Below are 18,564 nucleotides of genomic sequence, written 5' to 3' on the forward strand. Positions count from 1 at the left end.
AGCGAGCTATTCCGTGGATTCGTATCTGGCCAGAGCCCTTTGCGCCGAATCCAGCATACGACGCTGTAGATGATCGCCTTCTACAACGCGAACCCGTAGACCTAAGAAACGCAGCTTGCTCAGCACATATTCGGCTTCATTGTTCATAAAAGTGAGCCGAATTGTATACGTTTCTTGCTGTTCATCATAATCAACTTGCTTCTCGAAGCAAGAAAAAGCATAGAGAATCCGCGAAAGCTCGCGATTATAAGTCTGGACAACTTCGATCTTGGCGTGGGTCTGACGTTTTTGCAGCAGCCGTTCGATGTTCTCTCCAATTTGTTGAACGCGTTCAGGCGAGATGACCAAAGCATGAACGGCATCAATCTTATCAAGCTTCGTGCTCATCATGGCGCGATGCCTCATATGGAACCAGAGCAAGTACCATTCTCTTTTCACAAGCGAGTATTCAAGCTTATAGGGAAAAGCCATTTCATTCTGGAAAATGCGCTCATCTTTGACTTTGTAGCTAAGTTGAATGGCGCTTTGCTTGGCGATGAATCGACGCAAAGCCCTCAGCTGCGGATGATACACGTGTTTCTCCCGACTGCGAGCTTTCTCCAGGAATGCTTCCGACAAGTCCAAGGTCTGCTCCCCGCCCAAAGCAGATTGCAGTTTATCTAGGGTTGCCGGAGTGAACGCAAGGGACGCCGAAGGATGGTTCAGCATCGTTTTCAGCCAGATTCTTTCTTGAGAGGTTATCATGAAAGTGCCGGAATTCTCCAGCCGCGTCATCATTTGATAGTTAAATATTTTCTCGAACAGATTCATAATACGCGCTAAGCTCCTTCCATTCGTCCATCATTTCTTTGCGGAAATGGGAAGGTTCCAGCACTTCGCAGCTAGATCCAAAACTTCGTATCCAAGGCTTGATCTCCGTTATTCCATTGACCACAATTTCGAAAATAAACCAATCCTCGGTCTCTTCCGTAATCTCTCCCCATTGCCCTTGAAGAAGAACACGACCTTTAATGAAATCTGCCGGACCGTGGTTTGGTTTGAAAAATTTCACTTTTACGCGTACCGCACGTCCGGTATCGATGACCCAACTATGGGCAAGGAGAGCTTCCAATTCGCTGCGCTTTTGCTCAAAAAAATCGGCATCTACCGCCTCGCCCAGCTCGAGTTGTGTCATGCCTTCCATCCTGAACTTCTTGATGCCCTGACGAGAGTCATGGGTGAGCAGGTACCATCTGCCGTACTGATGATCGTAGACAATCTTAATCGGCAGGGTCATCTGAGACTTGCCTTCCATTTCGCGTTCAAATAAGGGGTTCGTATTTTTGGAGGAATAAGATTGCCCATTTTTGGGTGAAAAATAGAAGAATGACACTTTACGCCGCTGATGAATGGCCGACAGCAGCATCGCAAGATGCGCTTCATCCAAAATACGTGAATGATAATGATATTTATAGAGAAAGGGCTCGATTGACGTTAACTCGGCTGAAGTTCGATTCATTTGCTTCTTTAAGCCGTCGCGCAGCAAATAGCCTTGAACGGAGGGCACTTGGGTATTGGACATGACATCCACATAATCGTAGAGATCGACAAGCTCATCGAAGGTTAATCCCTGAATGACATCATTATCGATCCGATAACGAGCAGGCCGCGGTCCGGGTACTTTTTTAATAACACCAACGTCCTCCAAATACTTCAAATCGTTGCGAATGGTTTTCTCATCAGGGAGCGAAGAATCGGCGTGCGTATCTTGGCAGCAGGCATCCAAAAGCTCCATGGCCGTGAGCGGGTCATTCGTCAGAGCAGCGAGCAGGGTCGATATACGCTGACTTTCCGACTCTTTCAATGACTTTGCTCGAAACAAGAACAGCAGCATCGGGTCCGTGGAATCAAAATAACTGTAGCGCAGCATCTCAGTGAACTCTTTGCGCTCTGCATCGGGGATATGCTGGTGCATGGCGGCTACGACTTCTTTCAGGCGACGCAACGTTTTATCAAAGGTATGGACGGAAATGCCCAGCCGCTCAGCGAATTGTTGACGATTGTAAGCGCCGCTCGTGAGTACCAGCATGCGCAGAAACTGAATTTCTTTATCAAAGCTTTCCTTAGCCAATGTAATCCCTCGCTCTTTCTAAGAACCTTACTTCTATTGTAACAGCGGGATGTTCGGGAGAAAATGGAAACTTTGTGCGGGTCGTCATACATTCACCATGTTCGTAACGTGCAAAATGAGCGAAGATAGGGTCATAAGAACAGTGGAGGTAACCGAATAGACATGAAAACAATGACGCATGGCAACAATCACTACGAAATGAATCTGGCACATGGCAACCTGCATGTATTTGCGAATACGGAAGTGTTTCAATCTTTTGAACAGAAAGTATTCGATATGGCGGATAACAATCTGCGAATTCCGCGTAATAAACATATGAGCTACACGCCTGACGCCCACGTTGGAATTGGGACATGTATTGGAACAACGGCTGTCTGGAGTATGAAAGATGGTTTCGTCTCCCCCTCCATAGTTGGTGTGGATATTGGCTGCGGCATGCGTGTGCATACGACACCTTTGCATAAAACAGACATCCAAGACAAAGGAGTCCGCAGGGCCCTGATTAGAGCTATTGAACAATATGTGCCAACGAATGAACGGACAAACACGAACTATGCAGATATTGATATCATGCAAGTCGTTCAACTCGGGTTGAAAGGGCTCCCCGATAAATATGTCCCTAACGAGCAATGGTTGACGCATGTTGAGGAATCTACCTTTAAATTTGATCATGCGTATTTGGAAAATCTGCCTCCCAAAATTAGAAAGTATGCCCATGGTCAGCTTGGCACGCTGGGTGGCGGGAATCATTTTATTGAAATTCAATATTTGGAAATCGCGGAAAAGCAGCAAGAGTTGGCTGCAAAATGGGGATTGTTCGACGGTCAAATCGTGGTGATGATCCATTCTGGATCCCGAGCATGGGGCGCTAATCTGGGGCAAGAATTCACCAAGGTATTCCGGGAAGTTATGCAGAGCTGGGGAGTTGAAAATCCGGACAGAAATCTGTTGTATGCCCCTATCGGGAGTCAGGAAGGGCAGACATATCTGAATTTGATGTATTCAGCCTTGAATTTTGCGGTAAGCAACCGACACATGATTGCTTATGGTGTTCGTGAAGCGTTCCGAGACGTCTTTGGCGGGGATCTGGAGATGCCGGTCCTCTATGATCTTATGCATAACTATGCGCTAAAAGAGTTTCACCGGAACGAGCCGATGCTTGTTCATCGGAAGGGTGCGACAAGAGCGCTTCCGCCTGGTCATTTCCTGAATACGGCCGCCTACAAAGAAACGGGCCATCCTGCGCTAATCCCAGGTTCGATGGGAACTTCCTCCTATATTATGGTTGGGAGAGACGAGGGAGTGAAGAACTTCTATTCCATTTGTCACGGTGCAGGCCGGGCTAGATCAAGGAAAGCAACGAAGGAGCTAGTCACTGTCGATCAATTCGCTCAGTCGATGAAAGTAGGAACCGAAGATGAGATTCTAGTGAATCATCGTTCTTTACAGACCATTTTGGATGAATGTCCGCAAGCTTATAAGGATGTCGATCAAATTATTGATAGTGTGGTGGGTGCTGCTTTGGCGGATGTAGTGGCGACTTGCAAGCCGATGGTTGCGATTAAGGGAGTTTAGACAACAACCCGATAACATTTCTTTATAAGAATGATCACTATAATTAATCTTTCCGCCGCAAGCGGATTGACAGCTGCAAGGTTTGGCTCGTATGATGATTTTAAATGAATGGAAAGGAGGCCGACGATATGATTCCCAATCAAATTTCTATCTATACCCTGACAATTGAAAAGCAAATCTTACCATCGGTCTCAACCGGACGATTGACGAATACGTAGGTGCGCGCAGCGGATACCTCGTTTAAATTTGTAATCTTAAAGCCGTAGACGATTTTGGTCTATGGCTTTTTTGATTATTAGGGAACTACAGTGCGCTATTCTAGCCAAAAGTGGCATTATCGCGAGGTTGAGGGAACTACAGTACACTATTTCACTTTCTGGCGGGAAATTCAGCACTTTTCGTGAAAATAAGACCCTGTAGTTCCGCTATGGCCCTCGCATCGCTGATTTTTGCCGAAATAGCGCACCAGAGTTCCCTCCCTCTGAGTTTGGTCGCTAATCAGAGGCTGACTTCTCAGGGGCAAAGCAGGTTTTCTTGCGTCTAGCCATACAGAAGGAAAGGGTGAGTCCCATGACTTTGACTAGGAAACAAATCGATAGTGAGCTTAAACGGATTGAGCTGGAGGAAGGTGTGCGAGTCCTTTACGCGTGTGAATCAGGCAGCAGAGCCTGGGGATTTCCCTCCAAGGATAGCGATTACGATGTCAGGTTTATTTATATCAGGCCGACCGACTGGTATTTATCTATATTTGAAAAACGAGATGTGATTGAGTACCCGATCAGCGATATGCTCGATATTAACGGGTGGGATTTGAAAAAAGCGCTCAATTTGTTTCGCAAATCGAACCCGCCGCTAATGGAATGGCTGCAGTCGCCAATCCCCTATCTCGAGCAGTACGGTGTGACAGAGCAAATTCGCCAACTGCTGCCCCTAACGTTCTCCCCAAGATCTAGTATGTATCATTACTTGCATATGGCCAAAGGGAACTTTCACGAATATTTACAAGGTGAGTATGTGAAAATCAAAAAGTACTTTTATGTGCTTCGGCCTGTGCTTGCCTGCCAGTGGATTGAAGAGCGCGGCAGCATGCCGCCGATGGCATTTGAACAATTAGTTCAGGACATGGTGCCAGACTCGCTTTTAAAACAAGAAATAATGACACTGCTGACGCGCAAAAAGGCTGGGATCGAACTTGATCTGGAGCCGAAAATCACGGTGATCAACGAATTTTTAGAACGACAAATTGCTTATTACGAAGAAACTGCCAAACAGATCGCAGTCGCTGGAGAACAACAGGATGCTGCTATAGATATCTTATTCCGAGACGCGTTGAAGGAGGTTTGGGGTTCATAGAGAGGGTTAAACATATGAAAGAATATATACAGCAAGTCCAGCTCCCATCAGGTGTTGTGCATGTTTATGCAGGGCCAGAGCTGTTTGGAGCATTGGATTATCAAGTATTTCAAATGGCCAACAATAATTTGCAGATTCCGAATCAAGTCTATATGAGTTATACGCCAGATGTGCATGTGGGTGTCGGTACTTGTATTGGCACGACAGCCGTGTGGCGAACAAAGGATGGGTATGTGTCGCCATCGATTGTGGGCAGCGATATTGGCTGCGGGATGCGGGTTCATCTGACGAATCTGCACAAGGATGAATTGAAAGATGTGAAGCTGCGCCGCAAACTGGTCAAAACGATTGAGAAATATTTGCCTGTGGACGATCAGGCACGCGGACATTTCTCGGATATTCGTGTGGAACATATTGTGACGAAGGGGTTGCATGGATTGCCTAAGAAATACATCCCTGATAGCTACACGCCACGCAAATCGACATCTCTGACACATGTAGAGAGCAGCAAGTTTCACATAGATGAGAACGTATTGAATCGTTTTCCAGACGCTGTCTGGCATCGTTCGCACCGGCAGCTTGGGACATTGGGCGGCGGCAACCATTTCGCCGAGATTCAAGCGATTGAGATTGCCGAGGAGAACCGGGATGTGGCGGAAGCGTGGGGTTTGTTTGACGGCCAAGTGGTCGTCATGATTCACTCAGGTTCTCGCGCCTGGGGCGGTTCGGTGAATCAAACCTGCAGCAGCGATATGCAAAGAGTGATGCGCCAGTACGAGCTCGGGACGGCGGACCCTAGATTGCTGTTTGCGCCGTTAGAGCATCCTGCTGCTCAAAACTATGTGAATCTCATGTATTCAGCGCTGAATTATGCGGTAGTCAATCGGCATCTGATTGCTTATGCAATTCGGGAGGCGGGCAAAGATTTGTTTGGCTCCAAGTTTGAAATGACGACACTGTACGACCTGATGCATAACTATGCATGGGAAGAGGAGCATGGCGGTCAGTCGTATTTTGTCCATCGCAAAGGGGCGACGAGAGCGCTCCCGGCGGGGCACCCGGACAATCCGCAGCCCTATATGGCGACAGGCCATCCTGCGCTGATTCCCGGTTCCATGGGAACGGCTTCCTACCTGATGGTAGGGGCGCAAGGCGGGCAGGCGAACTTCCACTCCATTTGCCACGGAGCCGGACGCATTCGTTCGCGCAGCGCGACGAAGAGGTTGGTCACGTTGAATGAATTTGCCTCGTCCATGCGAGTTGGGACCGATGAGGAGATTGTCGTGAATCAGAAGTCATTGGAAGCCATTCTCGATGAATCTCCACAAGCTTATAAGGATGTAGATCAAATTATAGAGAGTGTTGTTGGGGCTGGCCTGACCGAAGTGGTGGCGAAGTGCAAGCCGATGGCGACGGTAAAAGGTGCGAAATGAGTCCGATGACGTCTAGTTTTGAAAACAGGGGGGCAGCAAGATTGCCCTGAAATAATATTTTAGGAAGTGTTAACCATGTTGGAAGAGAAAAAAATACAAAATTAAGTAAATTTATGAGTAAAATGTTACGGCATTCACCGGAGGAATTCGGACTTCGTCTGGATCCTGTTGATGGTTCTTGTGCGACGGACGATTTATTAAACGTGCTTCGGATACAAACGAAATGGTCGGAGATTACGCGAAATGATGTGGAAGAGGTTGTAGCGCGATGTGAAAAGCAGCGCTTTGAGATCCGTGGTGAGCGTATACGAGCCCGATACGGGCATAGCCACGACAAAGTCAGCTATCCCGCTGCTGTGCCTCCTAAGGTTCTTTACCATGGCACGAATGTGAAGGCGGCGCCTCTCATTCTAAATCAAGGACTGCGCCCCATGCAGCGGCAATATGTGCATTTGTCGGAAGGGCTTCATTTTGCAACACTTGCGGGAGAACGACGGGGGGAATTAGTCATCCTGGCCATTGATACAGAGGCGGCTTCCCGCTCGGGGGTTGAATTCTATTACGCGGGCAACGAAGTTTGGCTTGCAGATCACATTCCTGCGAAGTTTTGTCAGCTGGATGAATCTGCAAAAGAGGTGAAAGACCATGAATGATTCGCTTATTGATATTGGCGTTAATCTGATGCACCGCTCATTTGATCAGGATCGGGATACTGTAGTCGCAAGCGCGATTGCAGCGGGAGTATCACCACTGATCCTCACAGGTACGAGTGTAAGAAACAGTGAGAGCGCCTCGCGCTTTGCCGAAAAATTTCCGGGGAAATTATTTGCAACGGCCGGCATCCATCCCCATGACACTCGCCACTGCACGGACGCAGGCATACACAAGCTGCGGGGGTTGGCGAAGCTGCCGCATGTTGTCGCGATTGGGGAATGCGGTTTGGACTATAACCGGGATTTCTCGCCGCGTGATGTGCAGCGCAAATGGTTTGAAGAGCAGATTAAACTTGCTTGCGAGCTGCAGATGCCGCTGTTTCTGCATGAACGAGAGGCGCATGTGGATTTTGTACGTCTTTTGAAGCCGTATATAGGGTCTATGAACAAGGCGGTTGTCCATTGTTTCACAGGTACGATGCAAGAGCTTCAGACGTATTTGCAGCTGGGATTTTATATCGGAATTACCGGCTGGATCTGCGATGAGCGCAGAGGCAAACATCTGCGGGAGTTAGTTAAGCGAGTTCCGCTGGATCGGCTCATGTTGGAGACAGATGCGCCTTTTCTGACACCGCGTGACCTCAAGGTGAAGCCGCGAGATGGACGCAATGAGCCGCGCTTCCTGCCTCACATTGCAGCAGCGGTGGCTGCATGCTTGGGCAAGTCGGTCCAGGAAGTGACGGAAGGAACGAATCGGACAACGAAAGATTTCTTTGGAATTTCTAATTAATCATATCCCTATGGATTTCAATCTCCTACATAATGAGTAGGGTATTTGAAGTCAATAGGGATTTTATTTTGCGCTTCTAATTGAAGCAGAATTGCCATATCCTTGAAAAGGAAATTCATGGACCGCGTGGAAACTAAATGTATAACCGAATGTTTAGCCAAATGAATAACTAAATGTATAACCAAATGATGAGGAGTACAAGATGGATCACTTAACGGAATCGTATGTCGATAGTTTGGCGCTTAATAGCAGTGCGATTAAGAATGGCAAGGATTTGGTGAAGAAAAACAGCTTCCCGCTGCTTTGTCAGTCGGAGGACAAGTCCCTTATTTTCGGAGCGTGCAAAGGTAGTGGGAAAGAGCCCTATCAATGTTCTGTGGATGTATCCAAAGAAGCAAATCCGGTTTTCCGCTGCACGTGCCCGAGCAGGCAGTTTCCGTGCAAGCATAATTTAGGCTTGATGTACGCTTTTACAGCAGGCAAGACATTTGTGACCACGCCTGTTCCGCAAGATATTGCTGATAAAAGAGAAAAGGCGGAGAAACGCGAAGAGAAGAAAAAGGAGTCTCCCGACCCTGCTGCTCCAGCGGTTAAGCGCAAAACGAATAAATCCGCACTATTGAAGAAAATAACCGCGCAGCTTGAAGGTATCAGTATCGCCGAAAAGCTCATCCTGCAAATGGTTCAGTCCGGAATTGGAAGTCTGGACAATAAGGCTTTGCAGACCGCGCAAGAACAAGCCAAACAACTCGGGAATTATTATATCCCGGGCATTCAGACAGCGATTCGCTTGCTGCTTCTGCAGTTCCGTGAAGAGGAAGATCGGGAAGCCATGTACGGAAAAGTCATAGATCAGCTTACTATTCTGCAATCGTTGTTTAAGAAAAGCAGCGAATATCTGACTGGCCGATTGGACAATCCGGATCAGCCGATGGATACGAATTCGACATTGGAGGAATGGATTGGTCATGCCTGGCAAATTGCCGAGTTGAGAGAATACGGCCGCGTACGCAGTGAAGCTGAATTGCTGCAGTTGTCATTCAGATCCTACACGGACAAGGCGAGAGGGGAGTTCGTAGATGAAGGCTATTGGGCGGACCTTGGAAACGGGAAACTGCACCTAACCCGCAACTATCGCCCATTCCGTGCTGCCAAATACATTCGTGAAGATGACTCTGTCTTCCGGATTGTTCAGGCAGGGGAGCTTGCTGAATATCCGGGTGAACTGAATACACGAGTGCGATGGGAGGAATCGGCATTCAGAGAAGTGACGAGCTCAGATTTGCAGCGTATCCGTGAAGCGGCTCAGTCCTCATTCCCAGAGGTGATTAAGCAAGTTAAGAATCAAATTAAAAACCCTTTGTCAGACAAACACCCTGTCGTACATTTGCATTTTACCGGCATCCAAAAAACAGATACATCCTATGTGTTGGTGGATGGACAAGGCAAACAGCTTCCTCTGGCTGACATTCCCTATCTTAGTGAGCCTACGACACATTTGCTTTCATTGTTAAACAAAACGTTCCTGAATAATCAGGTTATGCTGGTTATGTTCGAGCAAGATTGGCAGCAAAACAAGCTGGTGGCGCAGCCTTTAAGTGTGATTACAGCAGATGAAGTTATACGCTTACTCTATTGAATGATGGAATTAGGAGACGAACCTTATGAGTATAGATCTATTGTTTGAAGTGCAGCAAGACGTGCGACGACTGTTTATTGCTGGCAGCGGAATGGCTTCGGGGGATTTGCGCTTGCAAAAAGTGCTCCCGCAATTGCAAAAGCTGGGAGAGTCAGCGCCTGTATTCAATCGAATGGCGCAGGCTGTCAGTCAAGTGCTGGAGGCAGAGACAAGCGGATCAGCGGCAAAGCTCCTTGAGCTTGGAACTCTGCTGAGTTCAGTGCTCTACACACAGGGGAAAACAGAGACGAAAGAGACTCTTCAGCCTGTTGAGGGATCGGATGCAAAGCTCAAGACGTTGATTCCGTATCGCAAGCTGCAGCCATTCATTGAAGCTTTGACGCAGAAAGGTCAAGGGAGAATGGAACAGCTCCGTCAAGGATTCGAGGAGGAATTATTTCGTGATTTCCGCGTGATACCTGCCGTGGTTTCGGCTTTGGATGATAGCTATGCAGAGATTCCCGATTTCCTTCAAATGAAGCTGCTTCCTCAGATAGGCGTAGAGGCTCTGCCAGCGCTTCAACAACAGCTTAAGTTGGGTGGAGGGAAAGGGGACGCTCGAAGGTTGGAGCTTATCCATGGTCTGCAGCCTGCTTCTAGCTTAGACCTCTTGCTTCAAGCTGCCGTAAAAGGCTCTACAGAAGTCCGCTCTGCAGCGATTCAGCTATTGGGAGATTATCCTGAACAAGAAGAATTTCTATTGGAACAGGCAGAAGACAAGAAGAAAGATATACGCAGAGCCGCTTTGATGGCCTTATCGCGTTTGGGTACAGAGCAGGCTATTGCCCGTTTGTACCAAGCGCTTTGCTCCAAAGATCAAGATATAGCCATTGAGCCAATTCAATTATGCAAAGCGAATGCGCTGACGATCAGCATTATATCACATGCAGAAGATTTGCTGGAGCAAATCAAGAGGCACCAACAAGTCGAGGCAAATACCCAGCAACTGATGGCTGATATCAGGAGCATGCAGGGGAAACGGGTGCCTGAGGTTGTTGAGTTCCTGGAGAAATTGTTAAGTACTCCTGAGTTTATTAGTGCTGATACAGAAAGTGTGCAGGAAGAGGCTCTGCAGTTACTGCTTGATCTGGATTTGCCGGAAGCCGATCACTTCGCGGTTACTCTTCATGAGGCGTACAATCGCAAATTTATTGCTTACAGCTTTCGGGCGGCTGTCAAAATTTTATCTCCGGAAGATGTCTATGAACGCTTTTGCTATGACCTCAAGGATAAAAAGCAGTTAGCGGCTAAGGAGATTCTGCGTGTGTTGGATGAATTAACACCTTCAATTGAATATTTCATTTATGATTCATCAGCCAATATCGTTGATTCTATTCAATGGGATCCAAGATGGGGGCATCTGCTCGTAAAGTTGGATGAAGAGGAGCTTGTCTGCCGATTTGCGCAAGAGCCTGATCCTAAAATAATCGATTATTTGGTCAAAAAATGCCAAGATCGTCAAAATTTCAACTTTGATAAAACGACGCATATCCTATTGGTCCTCTTTAACCATCGTTATCCGGATGCGCCGGAGCTGCTGATGACTATTTTGGAAAAGGGCGGAACTAAGCAATTCTATTATCTGGACCGTGTTCAGCTTGCGCTGCTCCATATGCTGCCTAGGCCTTATGCCGATAGATTGCGGCAATTTGCAGAGGGATTATCGTATCAAGGGATGAAGACGCAGCTGCTGGAAATCGCGGAATCGATTGAGGCGAAGCCGGAGCAGCAAGATATATCAGATCAGGAAGAGAAAGGACAGGGATTATGGGGATGGATCAAAAGCAAGATGTTGTAAGATTGCCTGCGGAGCGGTTGTATGCGGAGGAACTTGAGGCTCTGAAGAAATTAGATCAGGATGCCAAGCCGGCAGGATGGCAGTTGTCTCCTAAGGCAGTATTGACATTCTTAACGGGTGGACAAATCAAAGGAGTAACCATTACACCTAAATATATAGGCAATAAGCGCTTGGTCGAAATGGCAATAGCCACTTTGTTGACGGACAGAGCCCTGATGCTTATCGGGGAACCGGGGACGGCGAAATCGTGGCTCTCCGAGAATTTAACGGCAGCTATCCATGGGGATTCAGGCAAAGTTATTCAAGGAACCGCAGGCACGAGTGAGGAGCAGATTCGCTACTCATGGAACTATGCGATGCTGCTCGCGCAAGGGCCATCTGATCAAGCTATTATCAAAAGCCCGATTTTCCGAGCTATGGAAACCGGCGGCATTGCTCGGTTCGAAGAAATCTCTCGTTGTGCATCTGAGGTTCAAGATGCGTTAATTTCGATTCTCTCGGAGAAAACGATCTCGATTCCAGAGTTGGCCAGAGAAGTATCCGCAGTCCGTGGATTCTCGATTATTGCCACGGCCAACACGCGAGATCGCGGTGTGAATGATATGTCGGCTGCCTTGAAGCGGCGCTTCAATATCATTGTATTGCCATCGCCTTCGGATATCGAGACGGAAGTGGAGATTGTTCGCAAGCGTGTCAGCGAGATTTCGGCGAGTTATCAGCTGCGGGCCTCGCTTCCCGAAGAGGATGCGGTGCTCAAAGTGGTCACGATCTTCCGCGAATTGCGAAGCGGGATGACGCTTGACGGCAAGGAGAAAGTGAAGGGAACGAGCGGCGTCATCTCGACGGCTGAAGCGATCTCTTTGCTGACGGGCAGCATGGCACTTGCCGGCAGCTTTGGCAGCGGCCAGATCAGTGACGAAGATATTGCTGCGGGTTTGCAGGGAGCGATTGTGAAAGATGAAGAGAAAGATCGCCTTGTGTGGAAAGAATATTTGGAAAATGTGATGAAAAAGCGGGGATCGACATGGAGAAATCTGTATTTCGCGTGCTCGGAGATGAACAAGTAGGAGCTTCCCCAGGCGTTCATGTTTTTGGAATACGACATTTGTCTCCAACAGGCGCCTACCAACTGCTTGCTTTCTTGGATGAAGTGAAGCCTACAGCAGTTCTGGTAGAAGGTCCGAGCGATGCGACGGCGTTTATCGCGGACTTAACCTCGTCAGGCGTTGTGCCGCCTGTTGCCATTCTGGCCTACACAGACCAACTGCCAGTTCGAACGCTGCTGTATCCCTATGCGGAATATTCGCCGGAATATCAGGCATTTCAGTGGGCTAGTCGCCATGGCGCCCAGGCTTTATTCATCGATTTGCCTACCGACCATGCGCTGGCTTTATATGAGAAGCGCAAGCGAATTCCGTCATCGGAAGAAGACGGCAATACGGATGATGATTATCAAGCTTATATCCGTGGACAGAACACGATCTATCAACAGCTTGCTGAGCGTGCAGATGAACCCGACTACGAGGCCTATTGGGAAAGACATTTTGAACATAATTTGCAAAAAGGGGCTTATCGCTCTAGTATCTATCAATTCTCGCTTCAAATGAGGGAACTTTCCGCACGGCAAGAATGGGAATATGCGCCGCAGGAAGCTGCTTATAATGAGATTCGAGAAGCTTACATGCGGCGGAAAATTCAAGAAACGATACTGGCAGGACATTCGCCTGAGCAGATTGTTGTCGTCACTGGCGCGCATCATGCCTCTGCGCTGGATATGCGCTTGCCGATGCTGACCGATCAAGAGCTTAAAGGACTGCCCAAAACAACAACCAAGCTCACATTGATGCCCTATTCGTACTATAAGCTATCCTCGCATTCCGGCTACGGCGCTGGGAATCAGGCGCCTGCTTATTATGAGATGTTCTGGCAATGCCTGCGGCAAGGTGATCTGGACAGACTGCCTTCCTTGTACTTTTCTCAACTAGCCGTACATTTGCGGGAACATGGTACTTTTCGCTCTACGGCGTCGCTCATTGAAGGCGTAAGGTTGGCCCAGGCGCTAGCAGCTATGCACGACGGCAATCAGCCAACGTGGAGAGATCTGCGGGACGCGGCTGCGGTTTGCCTTGGCCATGGGGAGTTATCGACCATAGCGGAAGCACTGGCAAGAACGGATATCGGCACGGCAATCGGCCGTTTGCCGGAAGGCGTCAGTCAGACGCCGATTCAGGATGATTTGAACAGGGAGCTTAAACGGCTCAAGCTGGAGAAATATAAGTCAACGGTTGCTGCAACCCTTGAATTGGATTTGCGTGAAAACCGGAGGGTCAAATCGGAGGAAGCGGCCTTTGTTGATTTAAAAAGATCCGTCCTCCTGCATCGCCTGGAGCTGCTGGGTATCCTATTTGCGAAGAAGCAAAGAGTCAGCCAGGATTCCGCATCTTGGGCGGAGCATTGGGTGTTAAGATGGACACCGGAAGCGGAGATACAGGTTGTGGAAACGACCTTGAAGGGAGAAACCATTGAACTGGCTGCCGCTTTCGTTTTGAAGGAGCAGCTTGACACTTGTGCGGATATTGCCGGGGCTTCGCGCATCATTCGAAATGCTTGCGACTGCGCCCTGCTGGATCTGATGGAGCAGGCCAAAGCCGTGCTGCAAGGGCTTGCGGTGGAAACGGGCAACTTCGAACAAGTCGCTGCGTCCGCTTATGAGCTGGGCGTGTTGATTCGATATGGGTCGATTCGCAGAATGGAGACAGATACGTTAATCCCGCTTCTTCAGCAATTGTTTCTGCGAGGAACGCTGCTGCTTATTCAAGCAGCAGGCTGCAACGATGATGCCGCACAGGGGATGGTGAAAGCTATTCAATCGCTGCATACCATTGCGCAGGATCATTACGAGGTTGTTGATGATGAACTGTGGATGAAGAAATTGCAGGAACTGGCATCACGGGATGATCGGAATGCGAAGCTGTCTGGATTTGCCTTTGCTATTATGCTAGAGCGCAATGAAATCGCCAATGACCAGATTGCCCAGGAGGTCTCACGCCGTCTTTCCCCAGGGATACCCGCCGATTTGGGAGCGGGCTGGTTCGAGGGCATCTCGATGCGCAATCGATATGGACTTCTCTCGCGCGTATCGTTGTGGCAGCATCTAGATACCTACATTGGATCGTTGGAGCCGGAGGCCTTTCATCGCTCGCTCGTGTTTCTGCGCCGCGCTTTTGGGCTGTTCGAACCCCGGGAAAAGGCCGCTGTAGCGGAAATGATGGGGGATATTTGGGGCGTGGGGGCGGATACGATCGGCGCTGCGCTGCAGCAGCCGCTAAGTGAAGAAGAGAAGGAGAAGTTGGATGAACTCAACGACTTTGATTTTGGGGATTTGTAGCCTATGACAACAATAGATCAGGAGCAATTGAAACGTTGGCGCTTAATCCTTGGGGCAGCTTCTGAAGAGAAGCTGCAGTCTTATGGGGTTGGAGGCAGCATGCTGGACCCGGAATCAACGCTCATGGATGAGGCCCTCGCCGCAATCTATGATGGTACCGCTGGCAGTCATATCGATGACGGAGCGCCTGGCTCTGGCAATTCCCGCAAAGCGGGTTTGGGTCCTTCTGCCCCCAAACTGGCGAAGTGGCTGGGCGATATTCGCACCTTTTTCCCGCCGGATGTGGTGTCTGTGATTCAGTCCGACGCTATTGAGCGCAAAGGCTTGACGCAGCTGCTCTTCGAACCGGAGCTGCTCGCTCAAGTGAAGCCCGATATTCAGATGGTAGCCACGCTGATGGCGCTCAAAGGCAAGATACCAGAGAAGACGAAGGAAACGGCTAGACAATTGGTCAAAGCAGTGGTGGATGAGATTGTAAAGCGGCTTTCCGAAGATTTGCGACGTGCCGTAACGGGCGCCTTGAACCGCAGACAGCACTCGCCACTGCCTTCGGCTACCGGATTAGACTGGAACACAACCATTCGCAAGAACCTCAAGCACTATGACAAGCAGCGGAACCTGTTGCTTCCGGAGAAAGTTTATTTCTTTGATCGGGCGCGGCGCAGCAAGGAGTGGACAGTGATCTTGGATATCGACCAAAGCGGTTCGATGGCGGGCTCTGTCATCTACGCCTCGATCATTGGCTCCATTTTTGCCAGCATGCCATCTTTGGAAACGCGCGTAGTTGCTTTTGACACGGAGGTAGTAGATTTAAGCGAACAGTGCGCCAATGACCCCGTCGATATGCTGTTTGGGATACAGCTTGGCGGTGGAACGGATATTAACAAGTCCATTGCGTACTGTGAGACTTTTGTGACGGAGCCTAAGAAAACCTTGTTCATCCTGGTTTCCGATTTATATGAAGGCGGCAACCGGACAGAAATGATTCAGCGATTAGTGGATATGCATGAAGCGGGTGTGAAAACCCTTTGTTTACTGGCCTTATCCGATCAAGGCGTACCTTCTTATGATGATGCGATTGCCAAAAAGCTGGCCCAATACGGCATTCCATGCTTCGGCTGCTCGCCGGATAGACTTCCGGAATTGATGGAGGGCGCTTTGAAAGGGCTTGATCTTGCAGGGCTTGCGGAGAAAGTGAAGCATACGGGTAATTAGATTAGTTGGGAGGCTTGATTTCGTAGTATAATGTTCCTAATGACAAGTGGAGGAACTCAAATGACTTTAATTAAACAAATGCAAGCGCCTGACGAATTTGTCGGCTTTTATCTGATCAAAGAGCTGGAAGTAAAGCAAACGAATACGACCCCTGCTAAGGATTTCATGGATATCGTACTCTGTGATGCGAGCGGGCAAATTTCTGCGAAAATGTGGGATGTCAGCGCGGCCGACAAAGAAACTTTTTTCCCTATGACATTGGTGAAGGTGCAAGGCATTATTCAGACCTACCGCGATAAGCTGCAGGTGAAAATTGGCCGGTTGCGCAAGGCGCTGCCCGAAGATGCCATCCAGATGACGGATTTCATCCGTTCAGCGCCGATTAGCCCCGTTGATCTTATTCATACGATAAATCAAGTGTTGGAAAGCATTGCGAATCCGACGATCAAGTCGATCGTTTCGTTCTGCGTGACCAAGGTGGCGGATAAATTGAATCATTATCCGGCTGCCAAGACGCATCATCATGCTTATTTCGCGGGACTTGCTTATCATATTGTTCGCATGCTCGAAATTGGCGAGTTTATTTGCAAGCAGCGTCCTTTCCTCAATGCGGATCTGATTAAAGCGGGCATTATTCTGCATGATATTGCCAAGCCGGAAGAAATGATTGCACAGCTCGGGATCGTCAGTGATTACTCTTTGCAAGGGAAACTGCTTGGTCACATCTCGATGGCCTCGAACTGGATCACTGAAGCGGCGATACACGAAGGCATCGATCTTCAATCTGATGTGGTGATCGGTCTTCAGCATATTGTGTTGTCCCACCATAATTTGCCGGAGTGGGGAAGCCCGGTACTGCCGCAACTTCCGGAAGCCGTTGCTCTGCACTACATTGATTCTATGGACGCGAAGCTGCAAATGGTAGAAGATACGCTGCTAACGACACCGGAAACGGAAGCTTGGACGCCGATGATTCGCGGACTTGAGAATAAGGCGATATATCGCTTGAACTTATAATTAAAATATGAAAAAACTGCGTGAGCCAGTAGGCTTGCGCAGTTTTTTTAAGTTTATATGTTTTGGAGTGAACGCGGAGTTATTCCAGCTGCTTCGCGCGAAGAAAAGGGAACTACAGTCACTAGCGTTGCATAAACATTCACACCAAACAGAAACATTCCTTAAAGTGCTCTATCATGTAATATTTTACAGTAACTCTTTCCTCATATTCCAAAAAAGAATATCTGCCTAGAAATGTAGGTTGCAATATCCAAAAAATGGATATTAAAGTTGTCTTTGCTTCTTCGATGGCTTTACTAATGCCACATGACAGCTTTTCGCTTTTAGCGGTTCAGGGGGCTCTTTTCGTCGTTGTCTTCCCTTGGTCTTTCGCTTTACTGGTTTGTTCATCGCTTTTTGAAATGCCTCCCAATTGCGAAAGGCATACACGCGTAGTAAACGAAGTAGTTCCCATGTTGTCTTTGGAGACTTCGCCGTCATTCGTATCAAGAACATTAAACAGTAGGCTGTCATAGCAAGCAAAATGTGGTTCCAAACGGCTTGTGGCTTGTAACTGTAAAGCGTTGCGAATTTCAAATGTTGCTTCATCCATTTAAAAAACAACTCAATCTGCCATCGTTGACGGTACAAATTAGCAATTTCTCTGGCTGAAAGATCAAAACGCGAAGTCGCAATTCGGTACAATCGGCCCTGTTCATCGTGGAACTCTACTAATCGTACAGGGTGCTCCATCCAGCGAAAAGAGCCACCCAGGTAAACAATGGCATCTCTTAGCAAGAGGGAGTCCGAAGGATCTGTTGCCGTTTCCAAAAGGACTTGTTTAATGGCATGGTGCCCATTTATGCGTAAGACGAATCGACACTCTTGCAGTAACCACCGATCCATCCGACGGTAGCTCACATAGCCACGATCCAAAAGGTACGTGGCATTTGCATCCGTTACAAGAAGATCCGAGCCTTCATAGTCACTCACATTGCCTGTTGACGGCACGATTTTATCAGGAAAACAGGAGCCGTCTGACAAAACAGCCAGTCGTGTATGAACTTTCACGCCACTGCGATGTTTGGTAACGTAGGTCCAGTCGGCTAATTGGTGCGGTAAACGAAGATTGGTGGAATCGACGATGAATAAGGGTTCCTTCGGAAGCTTTTTCTGACTTGCAGCTGTTTGACGGATGCGTAAAATGATAGAATGGCACAAAGCTTCTAACACGCAACTTGGAAAGTGTTCGATCCGACGGCTTAGCTGAGAAGCGCTGATCGAGCAGCCAATTTCCTGCTGTAGCAGGGGATCCGCCTCTACTTCCAATTGAATCCGGCGAAGATCTTCCCATTTGCATAATTGAGCGATAATAAACACTTTCATGAGCCCCACACTGTTCAATTTACGAACGCCATAGTCTAAACAGGGCGCTGAAAAATCCTCTAATGGAAGTAAAGACAGACATTGACGAATGGTTAGTAAATCCGGTACACTCAAGATGCTGGTCTCCTTTGTGAGTAATGTACGGATTGCATCCTACACTCTCATAATAGGAGATTTTTTTGTTTATAT

At 48.3% G+C, this 18,564-nt stretch carries 14 protein-coding genes; 11 read left to right on the top strand and 3 right to left on the bottom strand.

The features are described 5' to 3' along the window. Positions 1-6: 6 nt before the first annotated feature. Positions 7-810 (bottom strand): WYL domain-containing protein, encoded by an 804-nt coding sequence (locus tag IEY34_RS02560; protein ID WP_189007163.1) that lies wholly within the window; start codon positions 808-810, stop codon positions 7-9. Further along, the gene (locus tag IEY34_RS02565; protein ID WP_189007165.1) at positions 785-2,110 is read right to left on the bottom strand and encodes a helix-turn-helix transcriptional regulator; all 1,326 of its coding nucleotides are present in this window, start codon (positions 2,108-2,110) and stop codon (positions 785-787) included. The genes IEY34_RS02560 and IEY34_RS02565 overlap by 26 nt, the downstream gene beginning before the upstream one ends. A gap of 162 nt (positions 2,111-2,272) precedes the next feature. On the opposite strand from IEY34_RS02565, the gene IEY34_RS02570 reads away from it, so the two are divergent. The 11 genes from IEY34_RS02570 to IEY34_RS02620 all read left to right on the top strand — a co-directional run bounded on the left by IEY34_RS02570 (position 2,273) and on the right by IEY34_RS02620 (position 17,010). After that, positions 2,273-3,685, top strand: coding sequence for an RtcB family protein (locus tag IEY34_RS02570; protein ID WP_189007168.1), 1,413 nt, complete (start codon positions 2,273-2,275; stop codon positions 3,683-3,685). Positions 3,686-4,255: 570 nt separating this feature from the next. Beyond that, positions 4,256-5,038: a nucleotidyltransferase domain-containing protein gene (locus tag IEY34_RS02575; RefSeq protein WP_189007170.1), complete on the top strand. Its 783-nt coding sequence runs from the start codon at positions 4,256-4,258 to the stop codon at positions 5,036-5,038. Between the two features lie 14 nt (positions 5,039-5,052). Further along, positions 5,053-6,471, top strand: a complete 1,419-nt coding sequence (locus tag IEY34_RS02580) for an RtcB family protein (RefSeq protein ID WP_189007172.1) — start codon at positions 5,053-5,055, stop codon at positions 6,469-6,471. Between the two features lie 56 nt (positions 6,472-6,527). Next, the gene (locus IEY34_RS02585; protein ID WP_268240099.1) at positions 6,528-7,124 is read left to right on the top strand and encodes an RNA 2'-phosphotransferase; all 597 of its coding nucleotides are present in this window, start codon (positions 6,528-6,530) and stop codon (positions 7,122-7,124) included. Next, positions 7,117-7,914, top strand: coding sequence for a TatD family hydrolase (locus tag IEY34_RS02590; protein WP_189007176.1), 798 nt, complete (start codon positions 7,117-7,119; stop codon positions 7,912-7,914). The genes IEY34_RS02585 and IEY34_RS02590 overlap by 8 nt, the downstream gene beginning before the upstream one ends. A gap of 202 nt (positions 7,915-8,116) precedes the next feature. Continuing rightward, complete coding sequence (locus IEY34_RS02595; protein ID WP_189007178.1) at positions 8,117-9,553, top strand: SWIM zinc finger family protein; 1,437 nt, start codon at positions 8,117-8,119, stop codon at positions 9,551-9,553. Between the two features lie 25 nt (positions 9,554-9,578). Further along, a complete protein-coding gene (locus IEY34_RS02600) occupies positions 9,579-11,390 on the top strand; it encodes a HEAT repeat domain-containing protein (RefSeq protein ID WP_189007180.1) in 1,812 nt (603 codons plus the stop codon). After that, positions 11,366-12,457: an ATP-binding protein gene (locus tag IEY34_RS02605; RefSeq protein WP_189007182.1), complete on the top strand. Its 1,092-nt coding sequence runs from the start codon at positions 11,366-11,368 to the stop codon at positions 12,455-12,457. Before IEY34_RS02600 ends, IEY34_RS02605 begins: the two co-directional genes overlap by 25 nt. Further along, positions 12,415-14,778, top strand: a complete 2,364-nt coding sequence (locus IEY34_RS02610; protein WP_189007184.1) for a DUF5682 family protein — start codon at positions 12,415-12,417, stop codon at positions 14,776-14,778. The genes IEY34_RS02605 and IEY34_RS02610 overlap by 43 nt, the downstream gene beginning before the upstream one ends. Positions 14,779-14,781: 3 nt before the next feature. After that, positions 14,782-15,993: a VWA domain-containing protein gene (locus IEY34_RS02615; RefSeq protein WP_189007187.1), complete on the top strand. Its 1,212-nt coding sequence runs from the start codon at positions 14,782-14,784 to the stop codon at positions 15,991-15,993. Between the two features lie 60 nt (positions 15,994-16,053). Next, the gene (locus IEY34_RS02620) at positions 16,054-17,010 is read left to right on the top strand and encodes a 3'-5' exoribonuclease YhaM family protein (RefSeq protein ID WP_189007190.1); all 957 of its coding nucleotides are present in this window, start codon (positions 16,054-16,056) and stop codon (positions 17,008-17,010) included. A 264-nt stretch (positions 17,011-17,274) separates the two neighbouring features. Here IEY34_RS02620 and IEY34_RS02625 read toward each other — a convergent pair whose 3' ends face one another. Continuing rightward, positions 17,275-18,489, bottom strand: a complete 1,215-nt coding sequence (locus IEY34_RS02625) for an IS4 family transposase (RefSeq protein ID WP_189007192.1) — start codon at positions 18,487-18,489, stop codon at positions 17,275-17,277. Positions 18,490-18,564 lie beyond the last annotated feature (75 nt).

Origin of the sequence: Paenibacillus marchantiophytorum, assembly GCF_014640555.1 — a bacterium.
Lineage (GTDB): Bacteria > Bacillota > Bacilli > Paenibacillales > NBRC-103111 > Paenibacillus_E > Paenibacillus_E marchantiophytorum.

Bases quoted from the DNA above. Each gene is read 5' to 3' on its own strand.
- IEY34_RS02605 (WP_189007182.1), top strand. From the start codon at position 11,366: ATGGATCAAAAGCAAGATGTTGTAAGATTGCCTGCGGAGCGGTTGTAT.
- IEY34_RS02570 (WP_189007168.1), top strand. From the start codon at position 2,273: ATGAAAACAATGACGCATGGCAACAATCACTACGAAATGAATCTGGCA.
- IEY34_RS02580 (WP_189007172.1), top strand. From the start codon at position 5,053: ATGAAAGAATATATACAGCAAGTCCAGCTCCCATCAGGTGTTGTGCAT.
- IEY34_RS02590 (WP_189007176.1), top strand. From the start codon at position 7,117: ATGAATGATTCGCTTATTGATATTGGCGTTAATCTGATGCACCGCTCA.
- IEY34_RS02595 (WP_189007178.1), top strand. From the start codon at position 8,117: ATGGATCACTTAACGGAATCGTATGTCGATAGTTTGGCGCTTAATAGC.
- IEY34_RS02600 (WP_189007180.1), top strand. From the start codon at position 9,579: ATGAGTATAGATCTATTGTTTGAAGTGCAGCAAGACGTGCGACGACTG.
- IEY34_RS02620 (WP_189007190.1), top strand. From the start codon at position 16,054: ATGACTTTAATTAAACAAATGCAAGCGCCTGACGAATTTGTCGGCTTT.
- IEY34_RS02615 (WP_189007187.1), top strand. From the start codon at position 14,782: ATGACAACAATAGATCAGGAGCAATTGAAACGTTGGCGCTTAATCCTT.
- IEY34_RS02610 (WP_189007184.1), top strand. From the start codon at position 12,415: ATGGAGAAATCTGTATTTCGCGTGCTCGGAGATGAACAAGTAGGAGCT.
- IEY34_RS02575 (WP_189007170.1), top strand. From the start codon at position 4,256: ATGACTTTGACTAGGAAACAAATCGATAGTGAGCTTAAACGGATTGAG.
- IEY34_RS02560 (WP_189007163.1), bottom strand. From the start codon at position 810: ATGAATCTGTTCGAGAAAATATTTAACTATCAAATGATGACGCGGCTG.